This window comes from Nitrospira sp., from assembly GCA_016715825.1.
Lineage (GTDB): Bacteria > Nitrospirota > Nitrospiria > Nitrospirales > Nitrospiraceae > Nitrospira_D.
Genome location: JADJXO010000013.1, coordinates 297,202 through 323,565 on the forward strand (window position 1 = coordinate 297,202; position 26,364 = coordinate 323,565).

Genomic DNA, 26,364 nt, shown 5'->3' on the forward strand with positions numbered 1-26,364 from the left:
AAGTCGGCGGGCCTTTTCAGTTCGTCGCGATCTCGTACACCAGCGTCACTGTTGCCTCGAACTTCAGCTCCCCGGGTGAGACCGGCACATCACCGGCACTTCCCTCCATAGCCATACGCGCCATCGGAGCAGCGGGCCTCATCATCTGGCCACCTTCAGTTGCCGACAACACCCGCACGAGCTTCACGTGCAACGACTCACTCAGCACGGTCGCTTTCTCACGCGCCCTGACCGCCGCCTGTTTCAATGCATTCAGTCGCACCGCTTGTTCATCGCGCAACCCCCAATGCAACCCCTGAAAGCTATTTGCGCCGGCCTTCAACACTTCTTCGATCACCGTCGCGACTCGGTCGAGGGCACGGATTTCTACCATCACCATATTGCTGATGACGTACCCGACAATTTCCGGAGAAGCAGTCGGTGCATCGGCTTGGCGGTGAGACCCCGGTCGATAGTGCGGGGAGACCGTGTAGGAGGAGGTTTGGATGCGCTCCTTGTCGATCTGCAAGGTCCGTAGTCGATCCATCACTGTACTCATGACGGCGCTGTTCCGCTTCTGCGCCTCAGCGGGTGATTTACCGGCTGTCTCCATGCCGAATGTCACAAACGCGGTATCCGGCTCGTGCGTCACCGTCCCGGTTTCGCTGACGGTAAGGGTCGGCATCTCAGGCTTCATTTCATCATGGGCGAATGCCATGATCGGAAATCCCAGTAGTACCAGCAATCCAAACGCCACCATGCGCCACCCTCCTTTTTTCAACCACCCGCCGCATCTAAGAAACGCGAAGGCAGCTTATCCTTCCTTTTATCTGCAAGGCAAGAAACGTCCCGACCCGTCTGCCACTTGACGTGGCCGGCGACATGCGGCATCTTCGTTGCCACAGATCTGAATAAGGACCGACCATCATGGCTATGGAATCCGTCATGCTCCCTCTCGGCACCCCGGCTCCTACGTTCGAGCTGCGCGACGTGGTGAGCGGACAGACCTATTCGCCCAGCTCATTTTCAGACAAGGCCGCACTTCTGATCATGTTTATCTGCCGACACTGTCCGTACGTGGTGCATGTGGAGCAGGAGTTGGCAAAGATTGGGCGAGACTATCTGAACACAGGCTTGGGGATTCTCGCGATCAGCAGCAATGACCCGATCGGCTATCCCGATGATGCGCCGCCAAAGTTGAAAGACATGGCCCAACGTCTGGGATTCACCTTTCCCCTCTGTCACGATGAGACACAGGACGTTGCGAAAGCCTATCGCGCCGCTTGCACACCGGACTTTTATCTCTTCGATCGTGGCCGTCGGCTCGCGTACCACGGGCAACTGGACGACAGTCGCCCCAGCAATGGTAAACCGGTCACCGGTCGCGATCTTCGCGCCGCCATCCAGGCAGTGCTCACGGGTAAGGCAGTCGATGGCGCTCAGCGACCGAGCATCGGCTGCAGTATCAAGTGGAAGCCGGGTCATGCTCCGTCTTATGCATGAGAGGGTATTGAAGAACTCTCCTCCGCATCATTCTCACATTCTGCAAATCCGTTCCGCTCGCAACGCCTAGAACAGATCCATCCACCCGGCATCACAACGGTCAGACACTACGACCGGCCCATGAGCGCTTAAGGAATCGAAGAATTCCGGACGGTTGCCAAAAATTCTGCGTTCAGGATGGGAATGGCATGGGAATTTTCATTCCACATCTTCTGTGGATAACCATGTGCGTAAGTGCTTAAATTCCATAAAAGCCGGTGCGTATGGCGTGTATATTTATCAAAATGCCTATTTTTTAATCATCCGCTCCATCGCAATAGCACCACAACTAATAGTGGTAGGCGTCTACGTTCTTTGCTTTCTTGCATATTCCTAGAAATAGAGCTTGACACAATTCAGACGAACCACACGAAATTCATGCCCTCCACTATTAATCCAATGGTTATCCACAGGCTCAACAGATTTCTGGGGATTGGAACTCTCTGCGACAGGAGCGACGTTTCATATCTGTCAAGGGGCAGGAGGACGAAAAGATACTTCAATCGAGCAAAAAAAGAGACCTAGGAACCAATTTCCCAAAGCCAGAGCCAAATGGCCGGCGTGATACTCAATTGGGAATCGCCACATAAGATCCACTGTACCCATTCACACTGTGACTACGCTGACTACCCAATGTTGTGATCGCCCGATTCTTTCCGCCGTCGCTCGAGCAGCACATCGACAATGGGGAGGTCTTGAGAACGGTATTACCCATTGAAAACGCCGACATGATCGGAAAGATGCTGTTGGAAGAGCGACCGGCAGGTCTCGACCCAATGCAGAAGTACACGACCGACGGCTATCAGATGGGTGGGCTGCGATGATCCGCCTAAGAACCCGTGATATATGGTCCCACTGCCGTAACTCATTGAAACGACAACGGCCATGGCGTATTCTTCACGAACAGTAATAGCGTGTTATGTGAACACAAATTGGCAGATCCGGTTCGGATGCGGATCGGCCTAAACATAGTTAGGCTGCTCCAGTTCACATGATCGACTTAGTCGCAGCGAATCATACAAATCGAGAACTCGAGCTAATGCTTGAGGGGCGCAAACCGCTCGCCATGTTTTATGCCGAGCTTGCCGAACTGCCGGACGAAGAGCTGATTCCAGAAGAGCGATTTGCCCCCTATGTTTCGAAAGGGCAATTCATTCGTGGAGAGACAACCGTTTCCGGTTCATTTAGTGAAAAGCTGGGACGCAAAACACAGATTAGGTTTGTGTTTTTTGCGTTGCGAGAGGAAGCGTGGCGCGTTGCTGCAATGAAGCTTCTCAAGGAACAACACCACAAGACTAATGCGTGGAATGAAACCTGCGAACGTGCTGAGTGCGTACTGCTAGGGTATACCGATGAAGAGACAGACGCTTGGTGTAAGAAGGCGTTCGCTAAATAAGCAGCCTAACCTCTCGATTCAGCCGAACTTCCGCACAGTGGCCGATAGCGGGCATCCAAGACGGTCGATCTTGCCATTCCTCAATCGAAACTTTCGCCCAATCCGACGCCGAACGTCAGGTCGAGTTTGAGCTATACCGGGAATAGGGGTCAGAGAACAGTTCAGAGAATGAAAGGAATTGGACCTGGTGATTCGTTCTAGACGGTAGGTGGATCAATATCTGAAAGGCGGTTTGCTCGTAGGCACAGGAAGCCGCGAGACATGGTCCCGTCCTTACGATTCATTGAGGGTACGGCGTGCCCCATTGTTCACGAGCCGCGTTCAGAAAATCGACTCTGTCCCCAAGATAATTTCTCGTGACACCGCTTGCCTATCCAGGTCTTGTGCCACGAAAGCCGGGAGGTCTTCACGAACCCAGATCATTTTCGTATTGCTTTCGTCGTGAGACCGTCAGTATGTTATTCATAAGTGGCCAGGGAACCCAACGTGCCTGCGACCTTGAGCCTGGCGCTGTTTCTACCCTGTCGCAGATAAGACAATCTCATCACAACCCATTTCAGTTGAAAGGAGACCATGATGAAAAGCAAAGCGATTTTCTATCACGCAGGATGCCCCGTGTGCGTGGCAGCCGAGCAGAGCGTGGCCAACGCTCTGGATCCGTCGAAATATGAGGTGGAACACGTCCATCTCGGCACGAGCAAGGCGCGGGTGACTGAGGCGGAAGCAGCCGGAGTCAAGTCAGTACCGGCTCTGGTGATGAATGGCGCCGCGTTTCACATTAACTTCGGTGCCGGTATTGAAGCGTTAAAGTAGCCGATTCAGTCTACTGATTGCATCATGATCAGGGGGGCGTGCCGAACGGCACGCCCCATTTTTTTGAGGCCGACACGGCGTCGTGCCTGTCGGCGAAGCGCGAGCGCTAGGACAGGCTTCACACCTGACAACATCACCCTGGGCGCAATGGGCGCAGGAGTGAAGGGATATAAAGTTATCGAGAAGCCTAGCCTTGTTCAGGCAGATGCTATCGGAGGCACCGGCAGCTATCGACCCAAAGCAGAAGCATCTGACCGACCACTACAGTATGGTCCAATCGAATAACGGTATCGAAACCAACGTAACACTCCCATCGAGACCGAACCATACATCTGTTATCGATTGCTCACTGGCTACCGCTCATCCTCGAGCATCTACCCTGTGTAATGGGTAACTGGAATATATTCATCGCATCCTTCCTCCTAAATCCCATCGCCTGAGCTCATCACGACGATAGAAGTCTGAAATCGGTGGCAACAGTGGTGATATGGCTACGCCTCCCCCGGATTACGGATGGGCCACCTTCTGAAACGATCATTCCAAATGAAGTCAGCATCCCGAACACACATCTTTGGAGCGTTCGAGTGAATCAGATTTGATTCACCCTACGTATCGCTTTCGATACAGGCGACTGTGATCAGAAGATGGACTGATAGATAGCTACTTGCTCGCTCGGCAATACGTCCAACGCTGAAATTGCAGGAGATTGAGGATGACATCCGATGTGTCAACAGTCCCATTGCATGCTGGCATCTAGCTTGCGATAGACCAATGCAGCATCGCACAAGCGCAAGCTCTAGCAGGTGAACACGTCCTGGTGATCTCTGGGTCATGGAAAGGAGTTTGCGGGAGGACGATCCGCATGCGAGGTAGTGCGGAGAACCCAAGCACTGCAATGGGCTAAAGTGGCTGAGTTTGTCGGGTGTACTTCTGGAGAACCGACAACGGGTTATACGCGCAGAAAATGGCAGATCCGGCTCGTATGCGGACGGCCTAAACAGTGTTAGTCATCAAGGGCGAGAATGGAAGGTGCCAGCGTAGGGGCAGTTGTGTTTTTTGTCGCACCAGCAGAAAGACGTAGCAAGCAACACAGGTTGGAGTTTGGCCATCAATGCAAATAGGAGAAGAACCATGGCAGTTTTCACAGTCGATCCGAATCGTTTTCAGGCGGCAGGTAGCACGCAAGAGAACGCTGAGAAGCATAGGCGCTCAGTGTCAAATCAGGTGGTGGCAAATGTTCGGCCGCCACAGCCAGACAACGGAGATTTCGCGCAGGCGGACAAGCGGGGCAGCTTCAGTAAGGGCTTGAAGCATGACCCAGCTACAGGGTTGGTCGATCCGGCCGCGTTCACGGAGTTCGCGAATGCACTCTCCAGCAATCGTCTGGCGGTGTTTGCCGCCATCGAGGCCATGAATAATGTTCATCTCGGCTTCGGCGCCAATACGCGCAAATGGGTCAATCCGGTCGCGGGCCGCGCATTTGCGGTGGTCGGCGGTGATCCTCAGCAGTTCGCCATGCCTGCCGCGCCAGCGTTCGGCAGCGACGAGCTGACGTTCGAGATGGCTGAGAACTACTGGATGGCTGCGCTTCGCGATGTCCCCTTCGGCGAATATGGGTCAAGTCCAATCGCACAGCAGGCTGCGCTTGAGCTCACACAGATGCGTAACGCTGCCGTCGCCGAGCGAGCAGCGAATGGCAAGCCCGCCGAAGAACTGGCGCCGACTGCGGCCGGCGCAATCACACCTGAACTGTTGTTTCGTGGGTTGACACCTGGCGACCGCGTTGGCCCGTACCTATCTCAGTTTCTGATTCATCCAGTGCCCTTCGGCGTGCAGGGGTTCCACCAGCGCAACAAGACCCTGCGAGCCGGTCAGGACTTCATGACCGTCTGGAATGAGTGGCACGCTGTACAGAACGGGGCGAAGCGCGATTTCGTGCCCAGCCATTTCGACGATGAGTTGCATTACGTGCGCAATGGTCGCGATCTGTCGCAATGGGTGCACATCGACGTGCTGTTTCAGGGCTACTTCAATGCGTGCCTGATGTTGCTTCAGGGTGCTGGCGCTGCCTCCTCGGTGGGGGGAGCCATTGGCGCCGGGCCGTCCATGGTCAACCCATACCACCCTAGTGGGTTGAAGCAGGAGGGGTTCGGTACGCTCGGCGCCCCGGGCCACATCGGCATGATGTGCGAAGTAGCGGCGCTGGCACTCAAGGCCGTATGGTTCCAGAAATGGTACGTGCATCTGCGTCTGCGCCCTGAGGTTTACGCCGGACGCATCGATGTGGAGCGCCGTATGTCCGGCACCTTCAATCTTCCCGCGAGCCTGATGAACTCAATCGCTGTGCAAGGCAACTTGTTGCGTTATGGCTCGGCGCTGCTGCCTATGGCATTTCCAGAGGGTTCGCCGATGCACCCCGCCTACGGCGCGGGCCATGCCACGGTGGCCGGCGCTTGCGTAACCATCTTAAAGGCACTCTTCGATGTAAGCAGCGCATTCCCGAACCCGGTGGACATGACGGTGGACAAGACCGGTCATGAGACCCTCATGGCCTATACCGGGGGGGCGCTGACGATCGAAGGCGAATTGAACAAACTCGCCTCGAATATCGCAATCGGACGTAACATCGCTGGCGTGCACTGGCGATCCGACGGGACCTACTCGCTGCAGCTCGGCGAGCAGGTGGCCATCAAGCTGCTCGAAGCCTATGCGCGCAGCTATGCAGAACTGTCACCCGGCACCTTAGCATTCCGGTTCACCAAGTTTGATGGAACCCAACAGGACGTCAATGCGTAACCACAAGACTTGATGGCTAACAACAGCATGCAGCGGATGGCGCTGCGCGCCGCCGCCGCATGCTGAGCGTTAATGCAACAGAGCTGAGGACCGCTTGATAGCGGAGCGATCTCGGTGCCGAACTTCTACGCTTGGCCGTTCTTCGACCATCGGTCTCCGACCCAAAGCGGAAGTACAGGGCGTCATGTGCCCTCATCTGATCGAATATTCCGTTATCCCAGCTTCTCCCCAATCCGCTGCAGCTGCCGGTCTCACTGTCTTCAGTGACATCCGGCATTGATAGGGCAGGCATGGGCGGAGGTTCGAGCAGACCCAAGTGTAGGGGTTAGGACAGGCCTTGTTCGACCAACTCATTCTCGATCGTGACGCCCGTTCGTTCTATCAGCCGCGTGAGTAATGTGAAATGGGCACGGGAGTCAGTCGCCACGGCCAGCTGTTCAGCCGTCGCCAGTTGTAGTGTGTACACCAGTGAGGCGGAGGTCTTCAGGAGGGCAAGGCCATAGTCGAAGAGATCCGCTTCTCTGCCGATGAGCCGTCGCCGGCTGAGCTGCCGGATCCCGGCCACCGTAAAGGGAGTCGTCTCGAACGACACATCCTTCAGACGAACCATCAAGGGCTGCTCGGCATGGCCATCGTTGTGACGCCCAGTGATGTCTGTGCCGTCGAACAGACCGCGTTGGAATCGGCGATTCTCCACCAGCGCGCGATGAAAGAGCCCACGCCACGTTGAATCAGTGAGATCACGATCCACAGCGATGCAGGTGTCCGGCGTGAGCGGTCCGCTGACGTTGTACCCCTGCACCAGTCGTTTGCTGGCCAGGAGGTCGGGGAAGGCATCGCCCATCCGTTCGGGAAAGGCCGTGGTCCCGCAGAACGGACTGACTTGTATGGCCATATAGTCCCGGAAATGCACCTGCTGATACCGCTCCAGCAGCCACTGCACGGTGCGCTCGTGGCACAGATGGAACGGATAAAATATGACGCCGGATCGTGTCATGTCAGTGATTCAGCATAGCTGCTTTGCAACCGTATCGGCAAGCTGTCGTCCCAGGGGCAATGGAACGGACGCGGTTATCTTGCGCCACAGCGATTCTAACCGTTTGAACATACTGCGCTGACGATCTCTGGAGACAAACCGTACGTTGCGTAGCGAAGCATGCTCAGTGACGGACTGATAGCCCGTGGGCACGTTGGCATGCGTCATGATTGTTGGGTGGGTTCAGCATGTCCGGCGCCGTTCGTTCCTGATCACCATTGAACATCTGGCGGTGTCTCGCATCGTCCGTTCCATTGCCCCTCGGCGGAAGGACTCCTCTATGCTGAGGCAAACATGAACGCGGCAGGATCACAGGTTGATGTGGCAGGCACGACGCCGATGCTATTCAGCGCTGAGGCTGACATCTGAGAGGCATGGTTCCAGATCTGGTCACTAGGAGGAGAGGCGTGTGGCGGGATATGACCGCTTCCGTTCTATTGGCCCAGTTATGGCGAACGTTCATGTGACAGGGCTGGGGACCGCTTTACGTCGGTGCGATCTTGGCACCGAACTTCCGTTTCTGGCCGATGTCAGTCCTCGACCCAAAGCAGAAGTACTGGATTGACCGCTACCAGAAGGGGGTCTTACGCCGATCCGCATAAGAACTCGTGATACATGGTCGATGGGCCGTAACTCATTGCACCACCATCGATGATGGGATACTGTTTACGATCATTGAAGGTGTGTGACACGGATAGAACATGACAGATCCGGTTCTTATAGGGATCGGCCTAAACATTGTTAGACCTTCGACGAGCGATGCTCCATGATTACTCGGCGCACCATCCTTCAATCACTTGGTCTTCTTACAGCAGCCACTCTGCTTGGCAGCACAAAAGAAGTTGTTGCGATGGCGAATCGTCAAGACGTGTGGTTCATGCCGGACGAGAGTGACCCTCACGAACGCACCTGGATGGCGTTTGGTGCCAGCCAAAAAATATGGGGCAGGAAGCTCTTGCCGGATGTTCAGCGCAATATCGCGACGATTGCCCTCACCATCGCCAAGTACGAACCAGTCTCAATGCTGGTTCGGCAGTCTGACCTACCACGAGCCCAACAACTGATGGAAGACAAGGTTGATCTGATTGTCTGCCCGCTTGATGATGTGTGGATGCGTGATACCGGTCCGGTTTTTGTCGTGACGGAGCATGGTGGCAAAGCTGGAGTTGATTTCAACTTCAACGGCTGGGGAGAGAAGCAGCACTGTGACAACGATGCTGAGGTCGCCGTGTTCGTCGCTCAGCATGTGGGTGTGCGCCGCATGCAAACCGACTTGGTACTTGAGGGTGGCGGGATTGAGGTCGACGGACACGGCACCGCGATCATCACCGAGAGTTGCGTGCTCAACGAAAACCGCAATCCTGGTGTCAGCAAAGCCCAGTGCGAGCAGGAGCTGAAGCGATTACTTGGCGTGGAGAAGATCATCTGGTTGCCCGGCATCAAGAGCAACGACATCACCGACGGACACACCGATTTCTATGCGCGCTTCGCGCGCCCAGGGGTGGTGATTGCTGGCTATGATCCTGATCCGAAGTCCTTCGATCATGCGGTGACAAAACGGCATCTGGACATGCTGCGCAAGGCAACGGATGTCAAAGGCCGAACACTGGATGTGGTGGTGCTGGAGGCACCTTCAAGGATTCGAGAGACGTTTGCCAACGACGACTTCGCCGCCGGCTACATCAATTTCTATGTCTGTAATGGCGCAGTGATTGCCCCTGAGTTTGGTGATCCGCGAACCGATGGGGCGGCTCAACGCGAACTGCAACGAGCGTTTCCTGGGCGTGACGTGGTCCAGATCAACGTTGACGCAATCGCAGCTGGCGGCGGAGGTATTCATTGCACGACACAGCAAGAGCCGAAGGTCTAACACGTCAATCCAGCGGACTGCCTACGGCAGCCGCTGATTTCCAACGTTAATGAGACGGGGCTGAGGACCGAGCCAATTCAAGCGACAACGGAGGTGCCGGTGCTAGTGGACTCGAAATAGGGGTGATTCGAAAATCGATCGAGCCGCGACCTATTCGAGGATCAATGAATTGATTGCCTGGTTTGCCGTCAGTCCCGACAACGGGGTCAGCACCTCGACCTCGAGGCTGGGGCAGAACACGGCACTTCCGCGCTCCGAGAAGTCCACATCGATATTGTTCTCGAGGTCGAGGCCGTCCTCCGGATCATAGAGAAGTTCGAGGGATACCTGGAACACCACGGAGGCACGGTTGGGAACGACCAGCTGGCGGTGACTGAGGGCGAACTGCTCGAACGAAAACGACTGTGACTTGAAGCTGGCTCCTTGGAAGATATGGCCACCTTCCGCGCGCAAGGAAGTGATGGTCTGCCGGTGCGTCGGTTGGAAGTCCGGGTGCCTGGTCTGATCGTTTGAAGTGCCGGTGACTGGATCCGTTCCCCACCCGAACCAGCGGATGATCGCAAGAGACGCATTGACATTCAATGTCTGGACAGCGCCGGAGAAAATCCCAGACTTGGCCTGGACCGAACAGCCGCCGTTGACGATGAGCGATGACCGGACGTTCACCACCGCAAACGAATCCGTCTCGTTGGACCAGAGAAAGAAGAAGACGAAACGCGTGGAATTGGACTCTGTCGGGTCACCAACGCGCACCCTGACGAAACTGTTCATCGATTCCACGTGGGAGTCGATAAAGATGTTGAGCTGTGGGTTCGGGAGTTGCCAGATGAGAAACGGCTTGTCCAGTGAGACGATGGCCGGAATGAAAGGCGCGCCAAGCAGCTTGGCCGCTTGGCGGCGCGCCGTCATGGCACTCCGAAACGTGGCAGTCGACGCTCGCATATTCTTCGCCGCGACAGCTCGCTCCTTCGCGAAATCCGCGCGGAGCGCGCTCTGATCCTGGGCGACCAGCTTCCTAAACTTCGACCCGTCGAGCCCGGCTTTCTCGAGCACCGAATCGACCATGGCCGCGGCGGCGCGGCGTCTGTGGGAGGTTATCTGGCGGCGAGAGTTGGCGCTGCTCTGGTCGGTCGGAATCTTGCCGCTCTTCATGATCGTGATGATGTGTTTCAGCTCTGATTTGTCGACGGCCATATGAACCCTCGGTATCGATAGGATTTTTAAACGGATTTTCCCATGACGGAAGCTATAGCGGAGCATCCGCAGAATTGTCAATCCATTTTCCAGTTGATAAAAAACTCCTCTCTTCCACCGTCGGCTCAGCCGGAGAGCGGTCGGTAAGCGCGCGAAAGGTTCTGAATCCGCGCCGCTCGCTCGCGAGCGGCTGCGTCGGCTTGTGTTTGGCAGGCGGTTTTTGACTGCCAGATTGTCTGGAATAGATCGACTCGACGATCCGGGGCGCGGGTCGGCAGACCCAGATGTGTGAGGATCTTGTCAATCACGGCAACTCTTCGATAGCCGTGATGATCTTCAACGTTTCGGCCCGGTATAACAAAGGGGTCTGACCCCTTTTATTCACCAGAAGGGCGGATTTTGCACGTGGTGTTCACCCTCAGAGAGGGAAAAGTACGGCCGATCAGCGCCCGACCCGCGCACAAGAAGGAGAGAGAGCTCTATGAAGCATACCTACGCGAAATCTGAAAAAGCTTACGCACGCACGTCCGTGTTCGAGCGGAAGAAGATCCTCGCGGCCGCCAAGCGGCTGAAGAAGAGCCGCAAGCTGCCGACGAGCATTGCGCTTGAGGAACACACCATCAACGAGTTGAAAGCGCTCGCGGAGTGGCGTGGCGTACCCTACCAGGTTCTTATGCGCATGTTCATTCTGGAGGGCCTTCACAAGTCGCAAGCGGCAGTCGCACGCTGACATTCGATCCTACCCACGCGCACTGGTGAAGCGCTGATGGCGCACACCGCAAAATAGAGAAATGAGTAGGGGAATGCGGCTCAGAGAACTATTTCGTTGCAGGAGGGCATCGGCGAGAACGTTGGACGGCTATTCATCGGAGAAACACGGGGGCAACCAAAACCAGCTATGGCCCGCAAAGAAATAGCACACTGACCCCCATTCTTCTCTTGGGGATGATGTGACGTTCGCTGATCTATTATGCCCGATCTCCACGAAGCAAAAGCGCGGTCACCGAACAATCGGTTCAACCGGAGCCGCGGGCTGCGCGGTTTCTGAAGTCAACGTTGGTTGGCCGCGGCCCGGCTAACCGAGGCGCTAATGCAACAGGACTGAGGACCGCTTTAAGGCGATGCGACCTCGTTGCTGAACGTCCGCTCCTGCCGATGGCAGTCCTCGACCCAAACCGGTCGATCGCCGAATTGAGAAGCGGTCGTTCAACGTCTGCGTTCTTATGGTAGGCGGTTGAGATTATTACCAGAGTAGTGCTCTGCTGCATCTCCCTGTCGTAGGCTTGTCTTCGCTCTGCGTGCATGCTCCTGCCCCTGACAATCAACCAGACCTGTATACCGAGAGGACTTCAATGATGTTACGGCCTATGCTGAATTGGGGATGCAGGAAACACCCTCCGACTCATTTACGAGCCGACCTCGCGCCTTACCCAGCCTTGGAAGCGGTCAAAACATGGTTCAGACACATCTGTTGTGAATCATGGTGTCGCATCTGATGCCTGATGTTTTTCGGGTCGGATCAGATTTGGCTTTCCCTCTTCACCGACGAAGACCACCAATAATCTCAACGGGACCTCGCCTAAGTTCTTTGCGCTATGCACGGTGTTCACCGCCTCCAGAAACCCACTCCCAGCGTGAAATGTCTGTCGAGCGCCATCCTCAAATTCCACCGTCATGGTTCCCTCAAGGACATGGACGTAGGTGGGCACGGCATGCATGTGGCGACCGTTCTCCTTCCCCGGTTGGATTTCAACCAGGACCGAGGCCATTTCCGCCTTATCGGTTTTGGGATATTCGATCTTCTGGCCACTGATCGTCGTTGAACCTTTCATCACCGCTGTCACGGTGAAATCTTGTGGCTCTGCACGCACTGCCACGGTCGTCTGGATCAAGACCAGAATCAAGAAGACTGAGAACAGTATTCTCATCGTCGTACCCCCATTCGCATCTGTTGTTGAACTAGAGAACGCGCATGCCTCGCGCCCTTGAAAGCGGCAGGAAGACATCGCGCACCATCACCTTCCCATTAAGCCGGGCATCCCCTTCAGCAACGGAAATGGTACCACAGTGATGGTTCATCATTTTTATCATGACCAGCCGAACCGGCGCGGGCTCTATTTGTCCTCTTGGCCGTCAAGGTGTGCCGAGCCGGCTGGCCAGGGGATCCGGGGACGGATCGCCACCGAGAACAAGAGGCCACACCCTCACTCATGGATGTGGATCGGAGTAAGCCAGCACTCCTCTTCGCATCGCGTGGCGGTCCGCCCTGCGGACAGTGCTTGAAGCGCATGCTAACCCCTCAAGTTGGCCGATGGCAGTCCTCGACCCGGAACTACCTGTCTCGTTTCCGCGAAGTGGTCGTAACAATGAGGTGAAGCAGGACTATGCGGTTCTAATCGTGACCGGCATGGGGAAATAACACGGTGTCAGGAGCCATATCCCCTGACGTCTAGCGGCCCGCGCCACCTGCGCACCCTTGACACTTTCGCGCAGCAAGCTTAGCGTACTTGGCATCCCATGACCCCACCAACTGCTGCTCCAGCAAAGGTCAATCCTAAAGTTCTTCTCATTTCATTCCTCGCAGCACCTATCCTTATGGGAATAATTTTTCTGAACCCTTCGTGGGAACCACTTCGCAGTCTAACCCAATCCCCTGGCTGGATCCCTGTTGGTCGAGTCATAGGCTCTGCAGTTGTTCTCTTTATGCTGTGGAGTTCATGGCGCTATGAGCATCATGTGAAACCAAGGACTGCGGACATGCTTAGACAGAAGGGAATGGATCCTGAACAAATAGGTTTCACAATAACAACAGCTGAATGCTCGTCGGGTACAGTTGTAGGAATCATTTTGTATATGCTTGGCACCTCTAGCACCGAGTTTTGGTGCTTTGCAAGCATTTCAATCGTGGCGATTCTGTTCTGGGCTTGGCGCTATAGAACCTTCCTGCTGCAGACACCCACACCGTAAACCTTGGAAGAAGATAGGGGGACAGCAACTGTCTTCTCAGTCAAGCGCTGAAGTGAGCATTGTCGATGCATCCTCGAAAAGTCTCGCATAGGAATCAAGGGGCAGCTCAGTACGATCTCGGCACCGTACTTCCGCTCGTGGCCGACACTTGCCTGATGCCCTGACAGGCAAATCACGACCCAAAGCCGAAGTCCACGACCGACCGCTATCAGAAGGCAGGGGTTTACACCGATCCGCATAAGACGACGATCTCATCGCGGTAGTGGGGTGGAACCTATCCTGCGGCAATGGGTTAAGACTGGCGATCGGTGCGTGCCGCCGTTTTAGGCAGAAGTAGACAATCTGCCGTAACGGGATATTATACAGTCTGTCTAAACATTGTTAGTGTTACTTAAAACATGAAAAGAGCCATCTCCATACTTCTTTTTTTGGCCGCTTGCACGCTTGCGAACGCGGCTGAACCAGACGTTCTCGTGAAATTCTTCGGCCACGCTGGAATCGGCGACAAGCGCTCGGTTTACCACGGGGAAATGCTTAAACACTACACGGACAAACCTACAGTAGGCCAAGGCCTGCCACGCAATGTGCAGGCAACATTCAGGAAACTAGAAGAATCACAATTCCGTTCCGTCTACGCCGTACTTCTGAGCGATGGGCACAAGTCTCAGGATTGGTATGCGTTCCTAGTAAAGGAGAACGACCGCTGGAAGATCAGCGCGGTTCGTAACTTGGCACTCTCCGGAGTGTTCCATATAGCGTTGCAGCAATTGGAACAAAAAAATCCGAGATCCGAAAAGGAGGAATGGCAGTACCAAAATATGCTGCTCACTATCAAGAGCGACCGTGAATTGAAAGAGTACTTGAAGAGCAACCTAGCTGACTTTAGAAATGTGGTTACGTTGTATTCAAAGGGCGATAAAGAACAGTCTGATAAAATGGCAAAGCGCCTTTTAATCGACTTTATAAAAGATATCAACGGAGCTATCGAATTCAATATTGGCGGTATTATTGATAACACGGTTGGCTATCTATATGTACCGCCTGGATCGAAACCGCCAACAATGGATCCAAGCGAGTTCATCTACGTCGAAGAAATAGCCGATGGCTGGTACATCTATAAGACAACGTAACTCTAACAACCGGTTCGAGCTGACCTCGAGGTCGCTGCGCTTCCCCACGGCAGCTTAACCGTAATGTTCGACAGGGCTGAGGACCGCTTTATGGCGGTGCGATCTCGGCGCCGAACTTCCGCGCCTGGCCGATGGCAGTCCTCGACCCGAAGCAGAAGTCCACGACCGACGGCTATCAGAGGGAATTTGACTTACGCTGAGGCTGGTCCAAAAACACATCTTCTAGGCCGCGCCTGCCCATTGCGGTATCTACCAATTGGTTTGCCAATTTCTCATCTTTGAAATACCTGTAGATAAATTAGAACACCTCCGTTTCATCGTATTAGGGTTGAATATACTCGTGCTGCTAAAGGGGATACATTAAGATGAAAATGGTTTCCTCGCGTCTGACGTTGTTGATGAAGTTCGTTTTCCCTTTCGTCTTCATCTTCGGTTTCGGTGCTGGGACGCTGAGCATATGGCTTGACCAGACGCACGACGAGAATGGGGATATTCTGCCTCTAGAAGAAAAATGGAAGTTCCTAGCCGGTTGGATTTTTGGCACAACATACCTGCTCTGGAGTGGTGTTGGCCTGAAGAAAGTTCGGATGGATTCAACGCATCTGTATGTCTCTAACTTTCGCAAGGAAATTGCCCTGCCATTTAAAGACGTTGTGGATATTACCGAACATCACTGGCTTAACTGGTCCAGCACAATTCATTTCCGTGCTCCAACCGAGTTTGGGCAATCGATCAAGTTCTTACATCCCGATAGTTTTATCCCTTTTTATTATTTCTGGGGTTCACATTCGGCTGTTGAGGACCTTAAAGAACGCGTAGGCCTCAAAGACGGATAACGACTGTTGTTTAGCCGACCGGCTATGTCCACATTCGTGTCCACTGAAACTTCTCCTTCCCCTTTGGTATGCCTTCAAACCCAAGTGCCTTCTCGTTCAATGCCACCAGGCCTCCCAAGATCATCCATAATTGTGCTCATCTTGTACTCAAGCCCACCGTATTCCAGCTCACTCAGGCCTATTCCAGCCGAGCGTAGCGCGAAGCGAGCGCCATCTCTCATGAACGGCAGCTTTCAGGCGTGGAGCTTGCTGTAGCGACTGTCGCAAAGTGGCCGATAGCAGCCATCGCAGATGGGCAATCCTGCCGTTTCCCATGCACAACCTCGCCTCACCAACATCGTTCTTTTCAGCTCCCTTTCCCTTAATAACGCTTGACTCTGAAGCTGAATGCGCCCAGGGTGATGCTATGACGTATTGAGCCACGCCGACCGTCCTATCCTCGCGCGTCACCGTCTCTCCCTCCCATGTCTTGCGCGACCGATTCCCTGGTCTCCGCCGCTTTTGCGCCGCATGTTCCTCGAAAAACCTGTGTCGACGACCTTTGTCCAAGAGCCTTCATCGCTTGGGTTAGCAGAGGTGCCTCCGCACAGGAGTAGAGCTGAGGTTTATCGACCATATCACTTCATGCAGATAGAAGGAGCCACGCTATGATTACCATTACACCGACGGCAGAAGGAAAGATCCGAGAACTCATGCAGGAAGAGAAAGACACGGTCGGCCTACGCGTCTACGTGAAGGGTGGTGGGTGCCATGGCTACCAGTACGGGATGAGTTTCGAGTCCACCATGAGCGAAGACGACACAGTGATCGAGAAAGGTGACGTCAAGGTCATCATGGACTCCCAGAGCGCCCCGCTGCTGGCCGGCTGCGAAGTCGACTACATGGACAGCGTGCAAGGCTCCGGCTTTGCCATCAAGAACCCACAAGCCAAAACGACCTGTGGGTGCGGCAGTTCATTCAGCGCATAACGGCATGCACGGTACGCCGGATCGCCGGCCACCGCCGTTCGATAGAAAGGGAGTCGCCATGGAAACTACAGCCATTATTGGAACCGCAAATAAAAAGGGGCAAGTCATCACCGATCCACGCGTGATGATGAACGAGGCACCTCGCACGCCGTCGTTTTTTACCGGCAGTGAGGTCATTAAGGAGGCCGTCAGGCGCGCCAACGTCGATGTGATGGTGGCCTACCCCATTACGCCTCAGAGCGAGGCCGCCGCCCTATGCGGCGAGCTCTTTGCTGAGGGGTATATCGGCGATTATTTCCGTGGGGAGAGCGAATTTGCGGTCATGTCACAGTGCGCCGGCGCCGCCTTCGGCGGGGCCCGTGTCTTCACCACCACTGCCGGGCCGGGTACCATGCGGGCCATGGAAAACTTTCCGATGTGGTCGGGAGCCCGATTGCCCATCCAATGTATCGTCACCTGCCGCGGCATCAATTCTCCCCTGTCGATCCAACCGGATACCATCGAGATCGCCTACCTCATGAACACGGGCATGCTCGTCTGGCATGCGGAAACCGCACAGGATTTTTACGACTGGATTCTCAAGGGCTACATGGTGTCGGAAGAGCCGGACGTGCATTTACCCTTGGCTCTTTGTTGCGACGGCTTCTTCGTGACCCACACGAAAGATGTCGTCGACTTGACGCCTGTCGACATGTGCCTGCCGCCCTATGATCCCTATCGCTCACCCGTCCCCTGCATGGATATGGAATGTCCACCGGTCCGGATGATGCGCGATCCCTTCGTGATGAAGAGCAACTACATCAGCTACGCCACGCACGCGAGCTGGCAACAGGAAATCTGGGCGGCTGCGGAACGGTCGCGCAAGCACACGATCGCCTGGCTGGACGGCTTGATCGAGGTTGAAGACGGCGACGCCTCCGTCCTTATTATCTCCTCGGGGACCGCCGTCTCCCAAGGACGGGAAGCCATCCGCCTGCTGGCCGATGAGGGGGTGCGCGTGGGACTCGTCAAGATCAAGACCTTGCGACCATGGCCGGAAGACGAGCTTCGCGAGGCGACCAAACATGCGTCGCACATCATCGTGCCTGAGTTCAATGTCATCGGATGGATGGCCAAAGAAATCAAAGCGACCATCCCCAACCACGAGCGGGTCGTCGCCGGACCGCGCGTCTGCGGCGGCATGACCTTGCCGCCGGAAGTGATCGTCGAGGAAGTCAAAAAAGCGATCGGCATGCGATCCGGGGTGCTGGCGGGACGCGGAGGATGAACCGGACACACGGACTACACAGCAGCAACGCAGTGAGCGGCGAGCGAGATGCACACACCACCGTCATGACGGATAACAGAAAGAGTGAGGTCTCCAATGAGTCTTGATTATGTGAAGTTCACCCCGGGATTCGACACATTCATGCCGAAAGAATATCGGGATATGGTAGAGCACGGGCCCTTCGGGAAGAAGACGACCGTGTCGCAGATGGGCAATTTCAAAGAAATCCTCGAAGAGCATCCCATGTGTGCCGGCTGTGCGATGACCCTGTTCATCCGGCTCGCCATCGTCGCATTCCCGAACCCCGAAGACACAATTACCGTCGGGACGGCTGGATGCGGCCGGCTGGCCATTTCACAAGCGGCTATTCCGTTTGTGTACGGTAACTATGGAGACCAGAACGGCGTCGCCAGTGGACTATCGCGCGGATTGCGGATTCGTTTCGGCGACAAGCCCAAGGATGTCGTGGTGATGGCCGGTGACGGCGGCACCGCCGACATCGGATTCCAGCAGGTCCTCCATTCCTGGTTCAGGAAGGAACGGTTTACGACCATCATGCTGGACAACGAAGTCTACGGGAATACCGGCGGACAAGAAAGCGGCATGACGACCAGAGGAGCGGTGCTGAAGATGGCCCCGCTCGGCAAGAAGTTCGAGAAAATGGATATGGTCGCCATGGCCAAGATTGCCGGCTGCGCCTACATCGCCACCGTCGTGCCGAATAATCCGCGCCGGGTGGAAAGCTGCATCAAGAAAGCCGTGCTGATCGCTCGCGAGGTCGGCCCGACCTATATTCAGGCCTATACGTCCTGCAATATCGAGTATGCAATCCCGACCGACCAGGTCATGGCAGACGCCAAAACCGTCGAAGATGACCGGTACAAGTTTGCCGAGTATGTCAGCGAGGACGCCAAGGCCTATTTAGCCGAGCGATATGGGTACAAGGAATTCGCCCAGAAGCCGGTCGCGGCCATCACGAACGTGTGATCATCTGGCCAGGGGTGGAAGATTCCCAGGGAGACTCAGAGAACCTGCTCGAATCTTCCCACCCCTCAGCCGATCGGCTCTGTTGTAGATCTGAGAGGAGAGAGCTGAAGAAGACATGCACACGCTCGACATCCATCGCCCCGACATGCCTGACCTTCAGTTCGTCCTATTTGTAACGGCACTCTGCACATCTCGTTTAACTACGCTGAATGTCTCTCAATCTCTCCGCGCTACGATTTTCAACCGCTGTTGGACGCTCATTCATGAAACTCCTCCGCCCCGCAGACAGGAAGATCGGGTCCTGGACCTCGGACCTTGGACCGAGCTTACGGTCGAGGCGATGGTCGAAACGATACGTACAGGGCTGACCGAAGCAGGGATTCAGATCTTGACTTGGGACCATGCCCCCAGCGAACCAACACGTGCCAGTACCCCCGAAGCCAAACCTCTCATCGAACGACTCGCGAAACTCTATCCTCAGCCACCCGAGGAACCCGCCGGTGGCGATGCAGCCTTGTCACAGACTTGTGACTGATCCGCTGTTACCAGGTGCAGGCTTCCGGTGCGGTACCACCAAGACCGAGGAACAGTCCCAAGCAGTTCCTGTTACGCGCTGCCATTCAGTCTGTGCCCAAGAGGAGACCGAACGCCGACAATCCACCTACCGGGTCACTGGCTGAAGTATCAAGTAGAAGCTGGGAAATGCCCCCTTCCGATGCATGACAACGCCTTCCTCAATCTGAGGCATCACATCAAGAAGAAAGGATAACGGGTTGGCATAGAAATTCTTGCTCCACATCTTCTGTGGATAACCTTGTGAACAGGTCACCATTTTCAGGCAATCCTGCACCAATGACATGTTTATTTACCAAACTGCCTATTTTTCAGGCATCCGCTCCATGAGATATTGACCACAACTAATAGTGGTACTGATCAACGCAACAGTCATTTTTGCATATTCCTAGCAATATCCATTGGCACCACAGGATCTTTGTTTTGAGCATTTTCCATAAACCCATCATTCGGTTCACTATCCACAAGCATGATCGTTTCCTGTGGATGAAGTTTCCCAGCAATAGGAGCGGAGTTTCGAAACTGTCAAGAGCTCTGACCTAAAAAGAAGACTCCATGAGCCATGAAAAATCTCCCGAGACTAACGTCTCGACTGCAGGGCCAAATGGCAAGTCGCACGCGGCACATGGGATTGCCTGAGCAAGACAAACGGCCATTGGGATTCGAGTAACCTCGTACGAGCCTGTATTCCAGCTAATGTTTGTGGGGGGAGTCCCAAACAGAAGGGCGGTGAAAAAGGAGTCGAGAATCAAAAAACGGACTACCAGGCGTAGGCCTCCGGTGCCGTTCCACCAGGCCCAGGAAAGATGTCGTCCAACTGTTTCAGTATGTCGTGATCAAGAGACAGACTCAGGGCCCGCATGGCGCCATCCAGTTGCTCCATGGTACGTGGACCGATGATCGGCGAGGTGACCACTGGTTGATGCAGCAGCCAGGCCAGTGCCACATCGGCCGGTTGTTCGCCCATCCGTTCACACAGCGCTGCATAGGCTTCGAGTTTGGGACGAAATTTGATGACCTCTTGTTTCAACTCGGCATCAGCTCGACGCCCTTTACCTGCAGAGCCCACTCCCCCGGCCAGTAACCCGCGCCCCAGTGGACTCCACGGGATGAGACCAAGACCGTAGGTCTCACAGGCAGGAATGACTTCCAGCTCGATACTCCGCTCGGTCAGATTGTACAGACTCTGCTCCGATACCAAGCCCAAGAAGTGCCGATTACGCGCAGTCTCCTGCGCTTGAGCCAGATGCCAACCAGCAAAATTGCTGCTGCCCACGTACACCACTTTTCCTTCTCGGACCAATTGTTCCATCGCCTGCCAGACTTCTTCCCACGGCGTTTCTCGGTCGACATGATGCATTTGATAGACATCAATCCAGTCGGTCTGGAGCCGACGAAGACTCTCCTCGCAGGCACGTTTGATATGGCGGGCCGACAGGCGAGACTGATTGGGCCACTCACCCATCCGGCCGTAGACCTTGGTGGCCAACACCACCTTGTCTCGGCGACCCCCACCTTGGGCGAACCACCGACCGATGATCTGTTCTGTCCATCCCTCACCGAGTTTCCAGCCATACACATTGGCGGTATCAAAAAAGTTGAGCCCGAGCTCCAAGGCACGGTCCATCATGGCAAAGCTATCAGGTTCAGTCGTGTACGGCCCAAAATTCATCGTGCCGAGGCAGAGCCGACTGACTTTTACGCCCGATCGACCAAGATGTCTGTATTCCATCGGCGTAGGCTCTCGCTAGTGTAGGGCTTCAATAGGAATACGTTGACATTGACCATTCGCCCTGGACTTGTCGAAGGGCACGCGTTTTCACCTGGTTTCGTTCATGGTTCGACAGGCTCACCACGAACGGAAGGTGATGGAACTCATAGACCACTACGCTAGTAACCACGTCCGGTGCTGCCGCCCCCACGTCCCATCCGATCGAGCGGCAGGGCTTCATAGCGTTGTTTGAGGTCCGGATGTTCACTGAGATACTGCTTGACCGCCGCATCATCCGCAAAAACATCCGGACTACGTTGGCGATATTGATCGAGCGTCAGATCGTGTTTTGCCAAGAGCGTGGTGAGCTTGGCATTGATATCTGCACCCATTTGGCGCATCTGTTCCTGAGATGGGCGCTGGCCGTCACCATACCCTGATCCACCGGTGAAATAATTCGTCATCATTTCACCGATCTCGATTCGTGCTTTAACAAACTGTTCCACTTCAGCCGGTTCGGCGGCATCGACCACGCCGGCACAAAGAACGACTCCCAATGAAATAGTGATGATTCGGCTTCGCATAGTCATCGTCAAGACCCTCCTACAAATCATACATAGACTCGCATACTGCCCAGCATGAACGCTTCCTCATCCTGCCGCCGCTAGGTCTCCTCGTCACCATCGTGGTGCGCCGATGGAATCCCATAACGTTTACACTTCTCCCAGAGCGCTTTTCTGGACAACCCCAAGACCTTCGATGCCGTCGTGCGACTCCCCTCCACCCGCTCCAGCACCGAGATGATATAGTCCTTCTCGAATCCTTCTCGCGCCGCGGCCAGCGAGGTGAGAGCCGTCTCCCTTTTCTTTGGCCCTCCGGTTAAGCCTTCGCTGCAAAAACCGCAGGACTCCTGTGGCGTTCCACCCAGATAGGGACAGGATTGGAAGCCACACAGATCTGCCGGTTGTACGGTCGCTCGGTCCCGGCTCAGCGCCACGGCTCGTTCGACCATGTTCTCGAGCTCCCGCACATTTCCAGGGTAGGAATAGCGGAGCAACAATTCACGCGCCGGCTGAGAGAATCCACGCAACGGTTTGTTCAGCTTCTCCGAGCACGTTTCCAAGACGTACTGGGCGATGACCATAATGTCTTCCTGCCGTTGCCGGAGAGGGGGAACCACGATCGGCACGACGTTGAGGCGATAAAAGAGGTCTTCTCGGAACCGACCCTGCGCGACCTCTTTGCGCAGGTCCTTTTGCGTGGCGCACACAAGTCGGACATCCGCTTCCATCGTCTCATTGCTCCCGACGCGTTCAAACGTCCGTTCCTGAAGGACGCGCAAGAGTTTCACTTGCACAACCGGCGAGATTTCGCCGATCTCATCAAGGAACAGAGTGCCTCGATTGGCCATTTCAAAACGGCCTTGTCGTTGACGTAGTGCGCCGGTGAACGCACCCTTCTCATGGCCGAACAGTTCGGCCTCCAGCAGCGTCTCCGGCAAAGCCGCACAGCTCACTTTGATCAATGGAGCCCCTCGCCGAAAGCTGTTCTGATGCACCGCGTTCGCCACAAGTTCCTTACCCGTTCCGCTCTCACCGACGATCAGTACGGTCGAGTCGGTCTCAGCAACCAACTTAATCTTTTCGAGGACGGCCCGCATGTGGCTGTTGGCCCCTAAGATGCCATTGAAGCAAAATTTATCTTCGAGTTGACGCTTGAGATCCTGATTCTCTCGGCGCAAGGTGATCACCGCACCGACCCGTTCGACGATCAACAGCAATTCATCCATCTGAAAGGGTTTCGTAACGTAATCGAAGGCACCCAGCTTCATGGCTCCTACGGCTGTTTCCACGGAGCCATGGGCGGTAATGACGAGCACCTCCGTGAGCGGATCCTTTTCTTTAGCCGTCTTGAGGACCGCCAACCCATCTGCGCCCGGCAACCGAAGGTCGGTAATGACTACATCAAACGCTTTCGCGCGAAGCGCTTCAATCCCTTCAGTACCTGTTGATACCGCTTGGACGTTGCAGCCGACGTCTTCCAACGCATCCAGCATTGAGAGACGCATCAACGGCTCATCGTCCACCAACAAAAGATTCAGCCCCTTCATACTTCCCTCTCCGCAAGGGAGCGCACTCGCGACACCGGCAAGCAGAGTGTGAACGTCGTTCCTTTGCCGACCTCACTCTCCACCAGGATGTTTCCACCATGGCGCTCGGCAATACCGAGATTGACCGATAACCCCAGCCCCGTCCCCTCCCCCTCTCCTTTGGTCGTAAAAAACGGATCAAAGATACGCGGGAGGACAGACGCGGGAATCCCCGATCCGGTGTCCGTCACATCTACACGGCATACGCCCTCAACCACGGAGGTTCTGATCGTCAAGGTTCCCCCATTTTTCATCGCCTGTACGGCGTTCAAAATAAGGTTCATCAAAACCTGTTCGATCATATGCCGATCAACGATGACACTCGGTAACTCGTGACCGGGCAACACGTCCAAGCGAATGTGATTGGGGCCAAAGAGATGGGTAGTCAGCACCAACACTTGCTCCACGATGCGATTCATATCGGCCGGGCTGAACTCCGGCTCGTGCTGCTGTGAAAAATCGAGCAACTGCCGAACGATCTTCTGAACGCGTCGGACTCCATATTCCATGGAGGCCCAATACTCCTCTTGACGCGCCGCCGTCAGCGTTCCCTTCCGAAGGTTATAGAGACAATTCAAGATCCCTCCGAGGGGATTATTGATTTCATGCGCCACACCCGCAGCGAGCTTCCCGATGGACGCCAGTTTTTCCGCGTTTCTGATTTGTCGCTCCAGCTTTTTCGTCTCCGTCATATCCCGTGCGATGCCAAGCACCCCGAGCATCTCACCGTCGACCCCGTGCAGGGGAGACACGCTGACCATCACGGTACGCGGTTCTCCCAGTCGTGTCACGACTTCGACTTCATAGACCTGCTTCGCACCGATGTCCAAGGTGTTCTTCAGTCGGCGTCCCCGATGGCGCCGAGACAGGAGGGAGAGATACGGGCGTCCGATCAAGTCATCTTTGCGATAGCCCCACGCATTGACCTTACTATTGACGTAAGTAAAGTGTTGGTCCAGATCGAGGATATAGATGACGTCATTGGCATTCTCAAGCAGATTTTCCAGGTACTGCTTGGTCTCTTCGATTTCTCTCGTGCGTTCTCTCACTTTCACTTCGAGATCTTCGCGGTACGATTGCAACTGATACTGAAGCTTTTTCCGATCAGTAATATCTCGCAGTTGCACCATGACGAGCAATGGATCGGTCTCACTCACTCGAATTAAGTCCATTTCTACCGTCATCTCGTGCCGATCCTGGTGATACACCGTGATTTCCTGCGTAGGAACCCGCCCCTCCTGCGAAATGACATCAGATAACCACCCGGTAAAGATCTGATGGTACGCCTTGGGAATGATCTCAAGGATAGTGCTCCCGATAATATCCGATTCCACATAGCCCAGCACTTGCGCTTCCCGCTGATTCACGGCGACCACGGTCCCGGTAGGCTTCACCATGAACACGGAATCGGCCACAAAATCGAACAAGGCCTTGTAGCGCGCCTGTGACGTCGTCAGCTCCTTGGTCCGTTCACAAATCGCCTGCTCCAACCCTTCGGTGTATCGTTGCAGTTCCTGCTCCAAACGACGCCGTTCGGTCACGTCACGGACGAACGCACGCGAATGCACCAACCCGCCTCGATCATGGTCGATCAGTGCCGTCGCATGAATCTCGACATCGATCTGACGGCCATCCTTCGCCCGCAACACCGTTTCAATCGAACTGTGTCCGCGTCTCACAAGCTGCTCAAGATAGTGCAGGACCTTGGATTCTTGGCCGTCGGGAACGAGGTTCAAGAGTTGCATGCCCAAGATTTCATCATGCGTATATCCAAGTTTGTCGAGACCGGTTTTATTGACATGAACAAGCCGACCGCCTCGATCCAGTTGGCAAATCATGATAGGAGCATGTTCGATGAGATCCCGATATTTCTCCTCCAGCTGCCGAACCTCCATCACCCGCTGTTCCAACTGGCCGAATGAACGTTGAAGGTTGGCCGCCATGTGGTTGAAGGCACCGGCCAGCCGTTCGATCTCATCCCCGGTTCGTAAGTCGAGTCGCTGTTCCAAACGACCGCTTCCGATCTGCTGTACCCCATCCTGGAGTAACTGAATGGGTTTGGCGATCCGGCGAGCAACGAGGATTCCGACGGCTCCAAGCCCGATCAGCACCGCCACACCAAACACCACGATCTTGATCATCAACTCATCCAGCGGGGCAAAGGTTTCCGTTGGATCCTGACGCACGACCGTGATCCACCGTTTTTCGCCCAGGCTGCCGTTCGCAAGACGATCAGCGAACCGCACCGGAGCATGCCCGATCAGCGCTTGCTTGTGACCGTGTGAATCGTCGTCCACGACCATCCACCCCGGCTTTCCCGCCTCCAGTGCAGTGAGTAGCTTGGCATCGACGGAATGGGCTTCAGATCCTAGGACTGGACAAATCACCACGCCGCCATCCGAAGCGAATAGAATGGCATGACCCGTGGTCCCGAATGACCCCTCCGTAATGGACTGAAACAGCGTGTCGCGCCGAAGCAGAATGGTCACAGCCCCGATCACGCCGTGACGTTGCTCATCGAGAATCGGCGCCGCTACAACGACGACGTGAGTCCCAAAGGCCGGATCGAATGCGATGTCCGTCACATACGGTTGCTGACTGCCCGCCTTCACCACCGCTTGCCACCACGCAGTTTTTGCATAGGAATATTCTACCTGCGGGATGGAACTGACGACCAAGGCTCCCTGTGCGTCAGTGATCAAGATCCCCACATAATCCGACTTTCGAATCTCGTGCCACCGAATCAAGTAATTCGTGACGATTTGGTTGACGAAGAGCGGAAACTCGCTGCGCTTATCACGTTGTTTCCAGCGCTGCTGCCAGTCGTGGATCATCTCCGAAATGCCCCGCTCATCTTTCCCTTCATAGGTGCGGTTGGATTCCGAAACGGCGGTGCGGAGAAAGGGGGTGGTGGCGAGCTGCTGGGCCTCATTGATACTCCGGCTCACATGCGATTCGATCCGACGAGCCGCTTCGACAGCCGCCTCCTTGAAATTCGCCCCCGTGGACTCACGCAAGGCGCGGCGTTCTTCGACATAGATCAGAACCAAGAGGAGGACGAGCGGCAGGAGACCGACCATCACAATTGCTGCGATGATCTTCTGCTGGAGACTGTAAGACCGGCTCCAGAGTGTCATAAGAATGCTCCGC

General features: G+C 55.2%; 23 protein-coding genes. 14 read left to right on the top strand and 9 right to left on the bottom strand.

The genetic code is table 11. The features are described from left to right. Positions 1 to 16: 16 nt before the first annotated feature. Positions 17 to 739 carry an SIMPL domain-containing protein gene (locus tag IPM58_18505; protein MBK9309032.1) on the bottom strand — a complete coding sequence of 241 codons (723 nt, stop codon included), beginning with the start codon at positions 737 to 739 and terminating at the stop codon, positions 17 to 19. A 167-nt stretch (positions 740 to 906) separates the two neighbouring features. Between IPM58_18505 and IPM58_18510 the strand changes: the two genes are divergently transcribed. The 5 genes from IPM58_18510 to IPM58_18530 all read left to right on the top strand — a co-directional run bounded on the left by IPM58_18510 (position 907) and on the right by IPM58_18530 (position 6,526). After that, positions 907 to 1,482 (top strand): thioredoxin family protein, encoded by a 576-nt coding sequence (locus IPM58_18510; protein MBK9309033.1) that lies wholly within the window; start codon positions 907 to 909, stop codon positions 1,480 to 1,482. 677 nt (positions 1,483 to 2,159) lie between these two features. Next, complete coding sequence (locus tag IPM58_18515) at positions 2,160 to 2,345, top strand: hypothetical protein (GenBank protein MBK9309034.1); 186 nt, start codon at positions 2,160 to 2,162, stop codon at positions 2,343 to 2,345. A gap of 167 nt (positions 2,346 to 2,512) precedes the next feature. Beyond that, the gene (locus IPM58_18520; protein MBK9309035.1) at positions 2,513 to 2,917 is read left to right on the top strand and encodes a hypothetical protein; all 405 of its coding nucleotides are present in this window, start codon (positions 2,513 to 2,515) and stop codon (positions 2,915 to 2,917) included. 576 nt (positions 2,918 to 3,493) lie between these two features. Then, complete coding sequence (locus tag IPM58_18525; GenBank protein ID MBK9309036.1) at positions 3,494 to 3,730, top strand: thioredoxin family protein; 237 nt, start codon at positions 3,494 to 3,496, stop codon at positions 3,728 to 3,730. Between the two features lie 1,131 nt (positions 3,731 to 4,861). Beyond that, entirely contained in the window at positions 4,862 to 6,526 is a 1,665-nt protein-coding gene (locus IPM58_18530; GenBank protein MBK9309037.1) for a vanadium-dependent haloperoxidase, read from the top strand. Positions 6,527 to 6,851: 325 nt separating this feature from the next. Here the strand turns inward: IPM58_18530 and IPM58_18535 are convergent, their stop codons facing one another. After that, positions 6,852 to 7,523: a hypothetical protein gene (locus tag IPM58_18535; GenBank protein ID MBK9309038.1), complete on the bottom strand. Its 672-nt coding sequence runs from the start codon at positions 7,521 to 7,523 to the stop codon at positions 6,852 to 6,854. Positions 7,524 to 8,328: 805 nt separating this feature from the next. Here IPM58_18535 and IPM58_18540 point away from each other — a divergent pair. Further along, complete coding sequence (locus IPM58_18540; GenBank protein MBK9309039.1) at positions 8,329 to 9,432, top strand: agmatine deiminase family protein; 1,104 nt, start codon at positions 8,329 to 8,331, stop codon at positions 9,430 to 9,432. 150 nt (positions 9,433 to 9,582) lie between these two features. On the opposite strand, the gene IPM58_18545 is transcribed toward IPM58_18540, so the two are convergent. Both IPM58_18545 and IPM58_18550 read right to left on the bottom strand, forming a co-directional pair. After that, on the bottom strand, positions 9,583 to 10,584 hold the full coding sequence (locus tag IPM58_18545; GenBank protein ID MBK9309040.1) for a hypothetical protein: 1,002 nt from the start codon (positions 10,582 to 10,584) through the stop codon (positions 9,583 to 9,585). A gap of 167 nt (positions 10,585 to 10,751) precedes the next feature. Further along, entirely contained in the window at positions 10,752 to 10,934 is a 183-nt protein-coding gene (locus tag IPM58_18550) for a hypothetical protein (GenBank protein MBK9309041.1), read from the bottom strand. A 46-nt stretch (positions 10,935 to 10,980) separates the two neighbouring features. Between IPM58_18550 and IPM58_18555 the strand changes: the two genes are divergently transcribed. Both IPM58_18555 and IPM58_18560 read left to right on the top strand, forming a co-directional pair. Beyond that, on the top strand, positions 10,981 to 11,133 hold the full coding sequence (locus IPM58_18555) for a BrnT family toxin (GenBank protein MBK9309042.1): 153 nt from the start codon (positions 10,981 to 10,983) through the stop codon (positions 11,131 to 11,133). Beyond that, the gene (locus tag IPM58_18560; GenBank protein MBK9309043.1) at positions 11,108 to 11,356 is read left to right on the top strand and encodes a hypothetical protein; all 249 of its coding nucleotides are present in this window, start codon (positions 11,108 to 11,110) and stop codon (positions 11,354 to 11,356) included. Before IPM58_18555 ends, IPM58_18560 begins: the two co-directional genes overlap by 26 nt. A gap of 748 nt (positions 11,357 to 12,104) precedes the next feature. Here the strand turns inward: IPM58_18560 and IPM58_18565 are convergent. Beyond that, entirely contained in the window at positions 12,105 to 12,554 is a 450-nt protein-coding gene (locus IPM58_18565; protein MBK9309044.1) for a cupin domain-containing protein, read from the bottom strand. Between the two features lie 1,437 nt (positions 12,555 to 13,991). Here IPM58_18565 and IPM58_18570 point away from each other — a divergent pair. The 6 genes from IPM58_18570 (at position 13,992) to IPM58_18595 (ending at position 19,316) form a co-directional block, all read left to right on the top strand. Then, on the top strand, positions 13,992 to 14,723 hold the full coding sequence (locus IPM58_18570; protein ID MBK9309045.1) for a hypothetical protein: 732 nt from the start codon (positions 13,992 to 13,994) through the stop codon (positions 14,721 to 14,723). 365 nt (positions 14,724 to 15,088) lie between these two features. Beyond that, the gene (locus IPM58_18575) at positions 15,089 to 15,559 is read left to right on the top strand and encodes a hypothetical protein (protein MBK9309046.1); all 471 of its coding nucleotides are present in this window, start codon (positions 15,089 to 15,091) and stop codon (positions 15,557 to 15,559) included. Between the two features lie 647 nt (positions 15,560 to 16,206). Further along, a complete protein-coding gene (gene erpA / locus IPM58_18580; GenBank protein MBK9309047.1) occupies positions 16,207 to 16,527 on the top strand; it encodes an iron-sulfur cluster insertion protein ErpA in 321 nt (106 codons plus the stop codon). A gap of 58 nt (positions 16,528 to 16,585) precedes the next feature. Beyond that, a complete protein-coding gene (locus IPM58_18585; GenBank protein ID MBK9309048.1) occupies positions 16,586 to 17,794 on the top strand; it encodes a ferredoxin oxidoreductase in 1,209 nt (402 codons plus the stop codon). A gap of 96 nt (positions 17,795 to 17,890) precedes the next feature. Next, complete coding sequence (locus IPM58_18590; protein ID MBK9309049.1) at positions 17,891 to 18,781, top strand: ferredoxin oxidoreductase; 891 nt, start codon at positions 17,891 to 17,893, stop codon at positions 18,779 to 18,781. A 115-nt stretch (positions 18,782 to 18,896) separates the two neighbouring features. Continuing rightward, the gene (locus IPM58_18595) at positions 18,897 to 19,316 is read left to right on the top strand and encodes a hypothetical protein (GenBank protein MBK9309050.1); all 420 of its coding nucleotides are present in this window, start codon (positions 18,897 to 18,899) and stop codon (positions 19,314 to 19,316) included. A 798-nt stretch (positions 19,317 to 20,114) separates the two neighbouring features. On the opposite strand, the gene IPM58_18600 is transcribed toward IPM58_18595, so the two are convergent. From IPM58_18600 to IPM58_18615, 4 genes are all read right to left on the bottom strand, one after another. Beyond that, the gene (locus IPM58_18600; GenBank protein ID MBK9309051.1) at positions 20,115 to 21,086 is read right to left on the bottom strand and encodes an aldo/keto reductase; all 972 of its coding nucleotides are present in this window, start codon (positions 21,084 to 21,086) and stop codon (positions 20,115 to 20,117) included. A 158-nt stretch (positions 21,087 to 21,244) separates the two neighbouring features. Further along, on the bottom strand, positions 21,245 to 21,655 hold the full coding sequence (locus IPM58_18605) for a hypothetical protein (protein ID MBK9309052.1): 411 nt from the start codon (positions 21,653 to 21,655) through the stop codon (positions 21,245 to 21,247). A 74-nt stretch (positions 21,656 to 21,729) separates the two neighbouring features. After that, entirely contained in the window at positions 21,730 to 23,175 is a 1,446-nt protein-coding gene (locus IPM58_18610; GenBank protein ID MBK9309053.1) for a sigma-54-dependent Fis family transcriptional regulator, read from the bottom strand. Beyond that, on the bottom strand, positions 23,172 to 26,351 hold the full coding sequence (locus IPM58_18615; GenBank protein ID MBK9309054.1) for a PAS domain S-box protein: 3,180 nt from the start codon (positions 26,349 to 26,351) through the stop codon (positions 23,172 to 23,174). Before IPM58_18615 ends, IPM58_18610 begins: the two co-directional genes overlap by 4 nt. Between the last annotated feature and the right edge of the window lie 13 nt (positions 26,352 to 26,364).

What these genes read in the sequence shown, in the direction of transcription:
- IPM58_18505 (MBK9309032.1), bottom strand. Translation starts at nt 739, where the DNA reads ATGGTGGCGTTTGGATTGCTGGTACTACTGGGATTTCCGATCATGGCA.
- IPM58_18510 (MBK9309033.1), top strand. Translation starts at nt 907, where the DNA reads ATGGCTATGGAATCCGTCATGCTCCCTCTCGGCACCCCGGCTCCTACG.
- IPM58_18520 (MBK9309035.1), top strand. Translation starts at nt 2,513, where the DNA reads ATGATCGACTTAGTCGCAGCGAATCATACAAATCGAGAACTCGAGCTA.
- IPM58_18525 (MBK9309036.1), top strand. Translation starts at nt 3,494, where the DNA reads ATGAAAAGCAAAGCGATTTTCTATCACGCAGGATGCCCCGTGTGCGTG.
- IPM58_18530 (MBK9309037.1), top strand. Translation starts at nt 4,862, where the DNA reads ATGGCAGTTTTCACAGTCGATCCGAATCGTTTTCAGGCGGCAGGTAGC.
- IPM58_18535 (MBK9309038.1), bottom strand. Translation starts at nt 7,523, where the DNA reads ATGACACGATCCGGCGTCATATTTTATCCGTTCCATCTGTGCCACGAG.
- IPM58_18540 (MBK9309039.1), top strand. Translation starts at nt 8,329, where the DNA reads ATGATTACTCGGCGCACCATCCTTCAATCACTTGGTCTTCTTACAGCA.
- IPM58_18545 (MBK9309040.1), bottom strand. Translation starts at nt 10,584, where the DNA reads ATGAAGAGCGGCAAGATTCCGACCGACCAGAGCAGCGCCAACTCTCGC.
- IPM58_18560 (MBK9309043.1), top strand. Translation starts at nt 11,108, where the DNA reads ATGAAGCATACCTACGCGAAATCTGAAAAAGCTTACGCACGCACGTCC.
- IPM58_18565 (MBK9309044.1), bottom strand. Translation starts at nt 12,554, where the DNA reads ATGAGAATACTGTTCTCAGTCTTCTTGATTCTGGTCTTGATCCAGACG.
- IPM58_18570 (MBK9309045.1), top strand. Translation starts at nt 13,992, where the DNA reads ATGAAAAGAGCCATCTCCATACTTCTTTTTTTGGCCGCTTGCACGCTT.
- IPM58_18575 (MBK9309046.1), top strand. Translation starts at nt 15,089, where the DNA reads ATGAAAATGGTTTCCTCGCGTCTGACGTTGTTGATGAAGTTCGTTTTC.
- erpA (MBK9309047.1), top strand. Translation starts at nt 16,207, where the DNA reads ATGATTACCATTACACCGACGGCAGAAGGAAAGATCCGAGAACTCATG.
- IPM58_18585 (MBK9309048.1), top strand. Translation starts at nt 16,586, where the DNA reads ATGGAAACTACAGCCATTATTGGAACCGCAAATAAAAAGGGGCAAGTC.
- IPM58_18590 (MBK9309049.1), top strand. Translation starts at nt 17,891, where the DNA reads ATGAGTCTTGATTATGTGAAGTTCACCCCGGGATTCGACACATTCATG.
- IPM58_18595 (MBK9309050.1), top strand. Translation starts at nt 18,897, where the DNA reads ATGCACACGCTCGACATCCATCGCCCCGACATGCCTGACCTTCAGTTC.
- IPM58_18600 (MBK9309051.1), bottom strand. Translation starts at nt 21,086, where the DNA reads ATGGAATACAGACATCTTGGTCGATCGGGCGTAAAAGTCAGTCGGCTC.
- IPM58_18605 (MBK9309052.1), bottom strand. Translation starts at nt 21,655, where the DNA reads ATGACTATGCGAAGCCGAATCATCACTATTTCATTGGGAGTCGTTCTT.
- IPM58_18610 (MBK9309053.1), bottom strand. Translation starts at nt 23,175, where the DNA reads ATGAAGGGGCTGAATCTTTTGTTGGTGGACGATGAGCCGTTGATGCGT.
- IPM58_18615 (MBK9309054.1), bottom strand. Translation starts at nt 26,351, where the DNA reads ATGACACTCTGGAGCCGGTCTTACAGTCTCCAGCAGAAGATCATCGCA.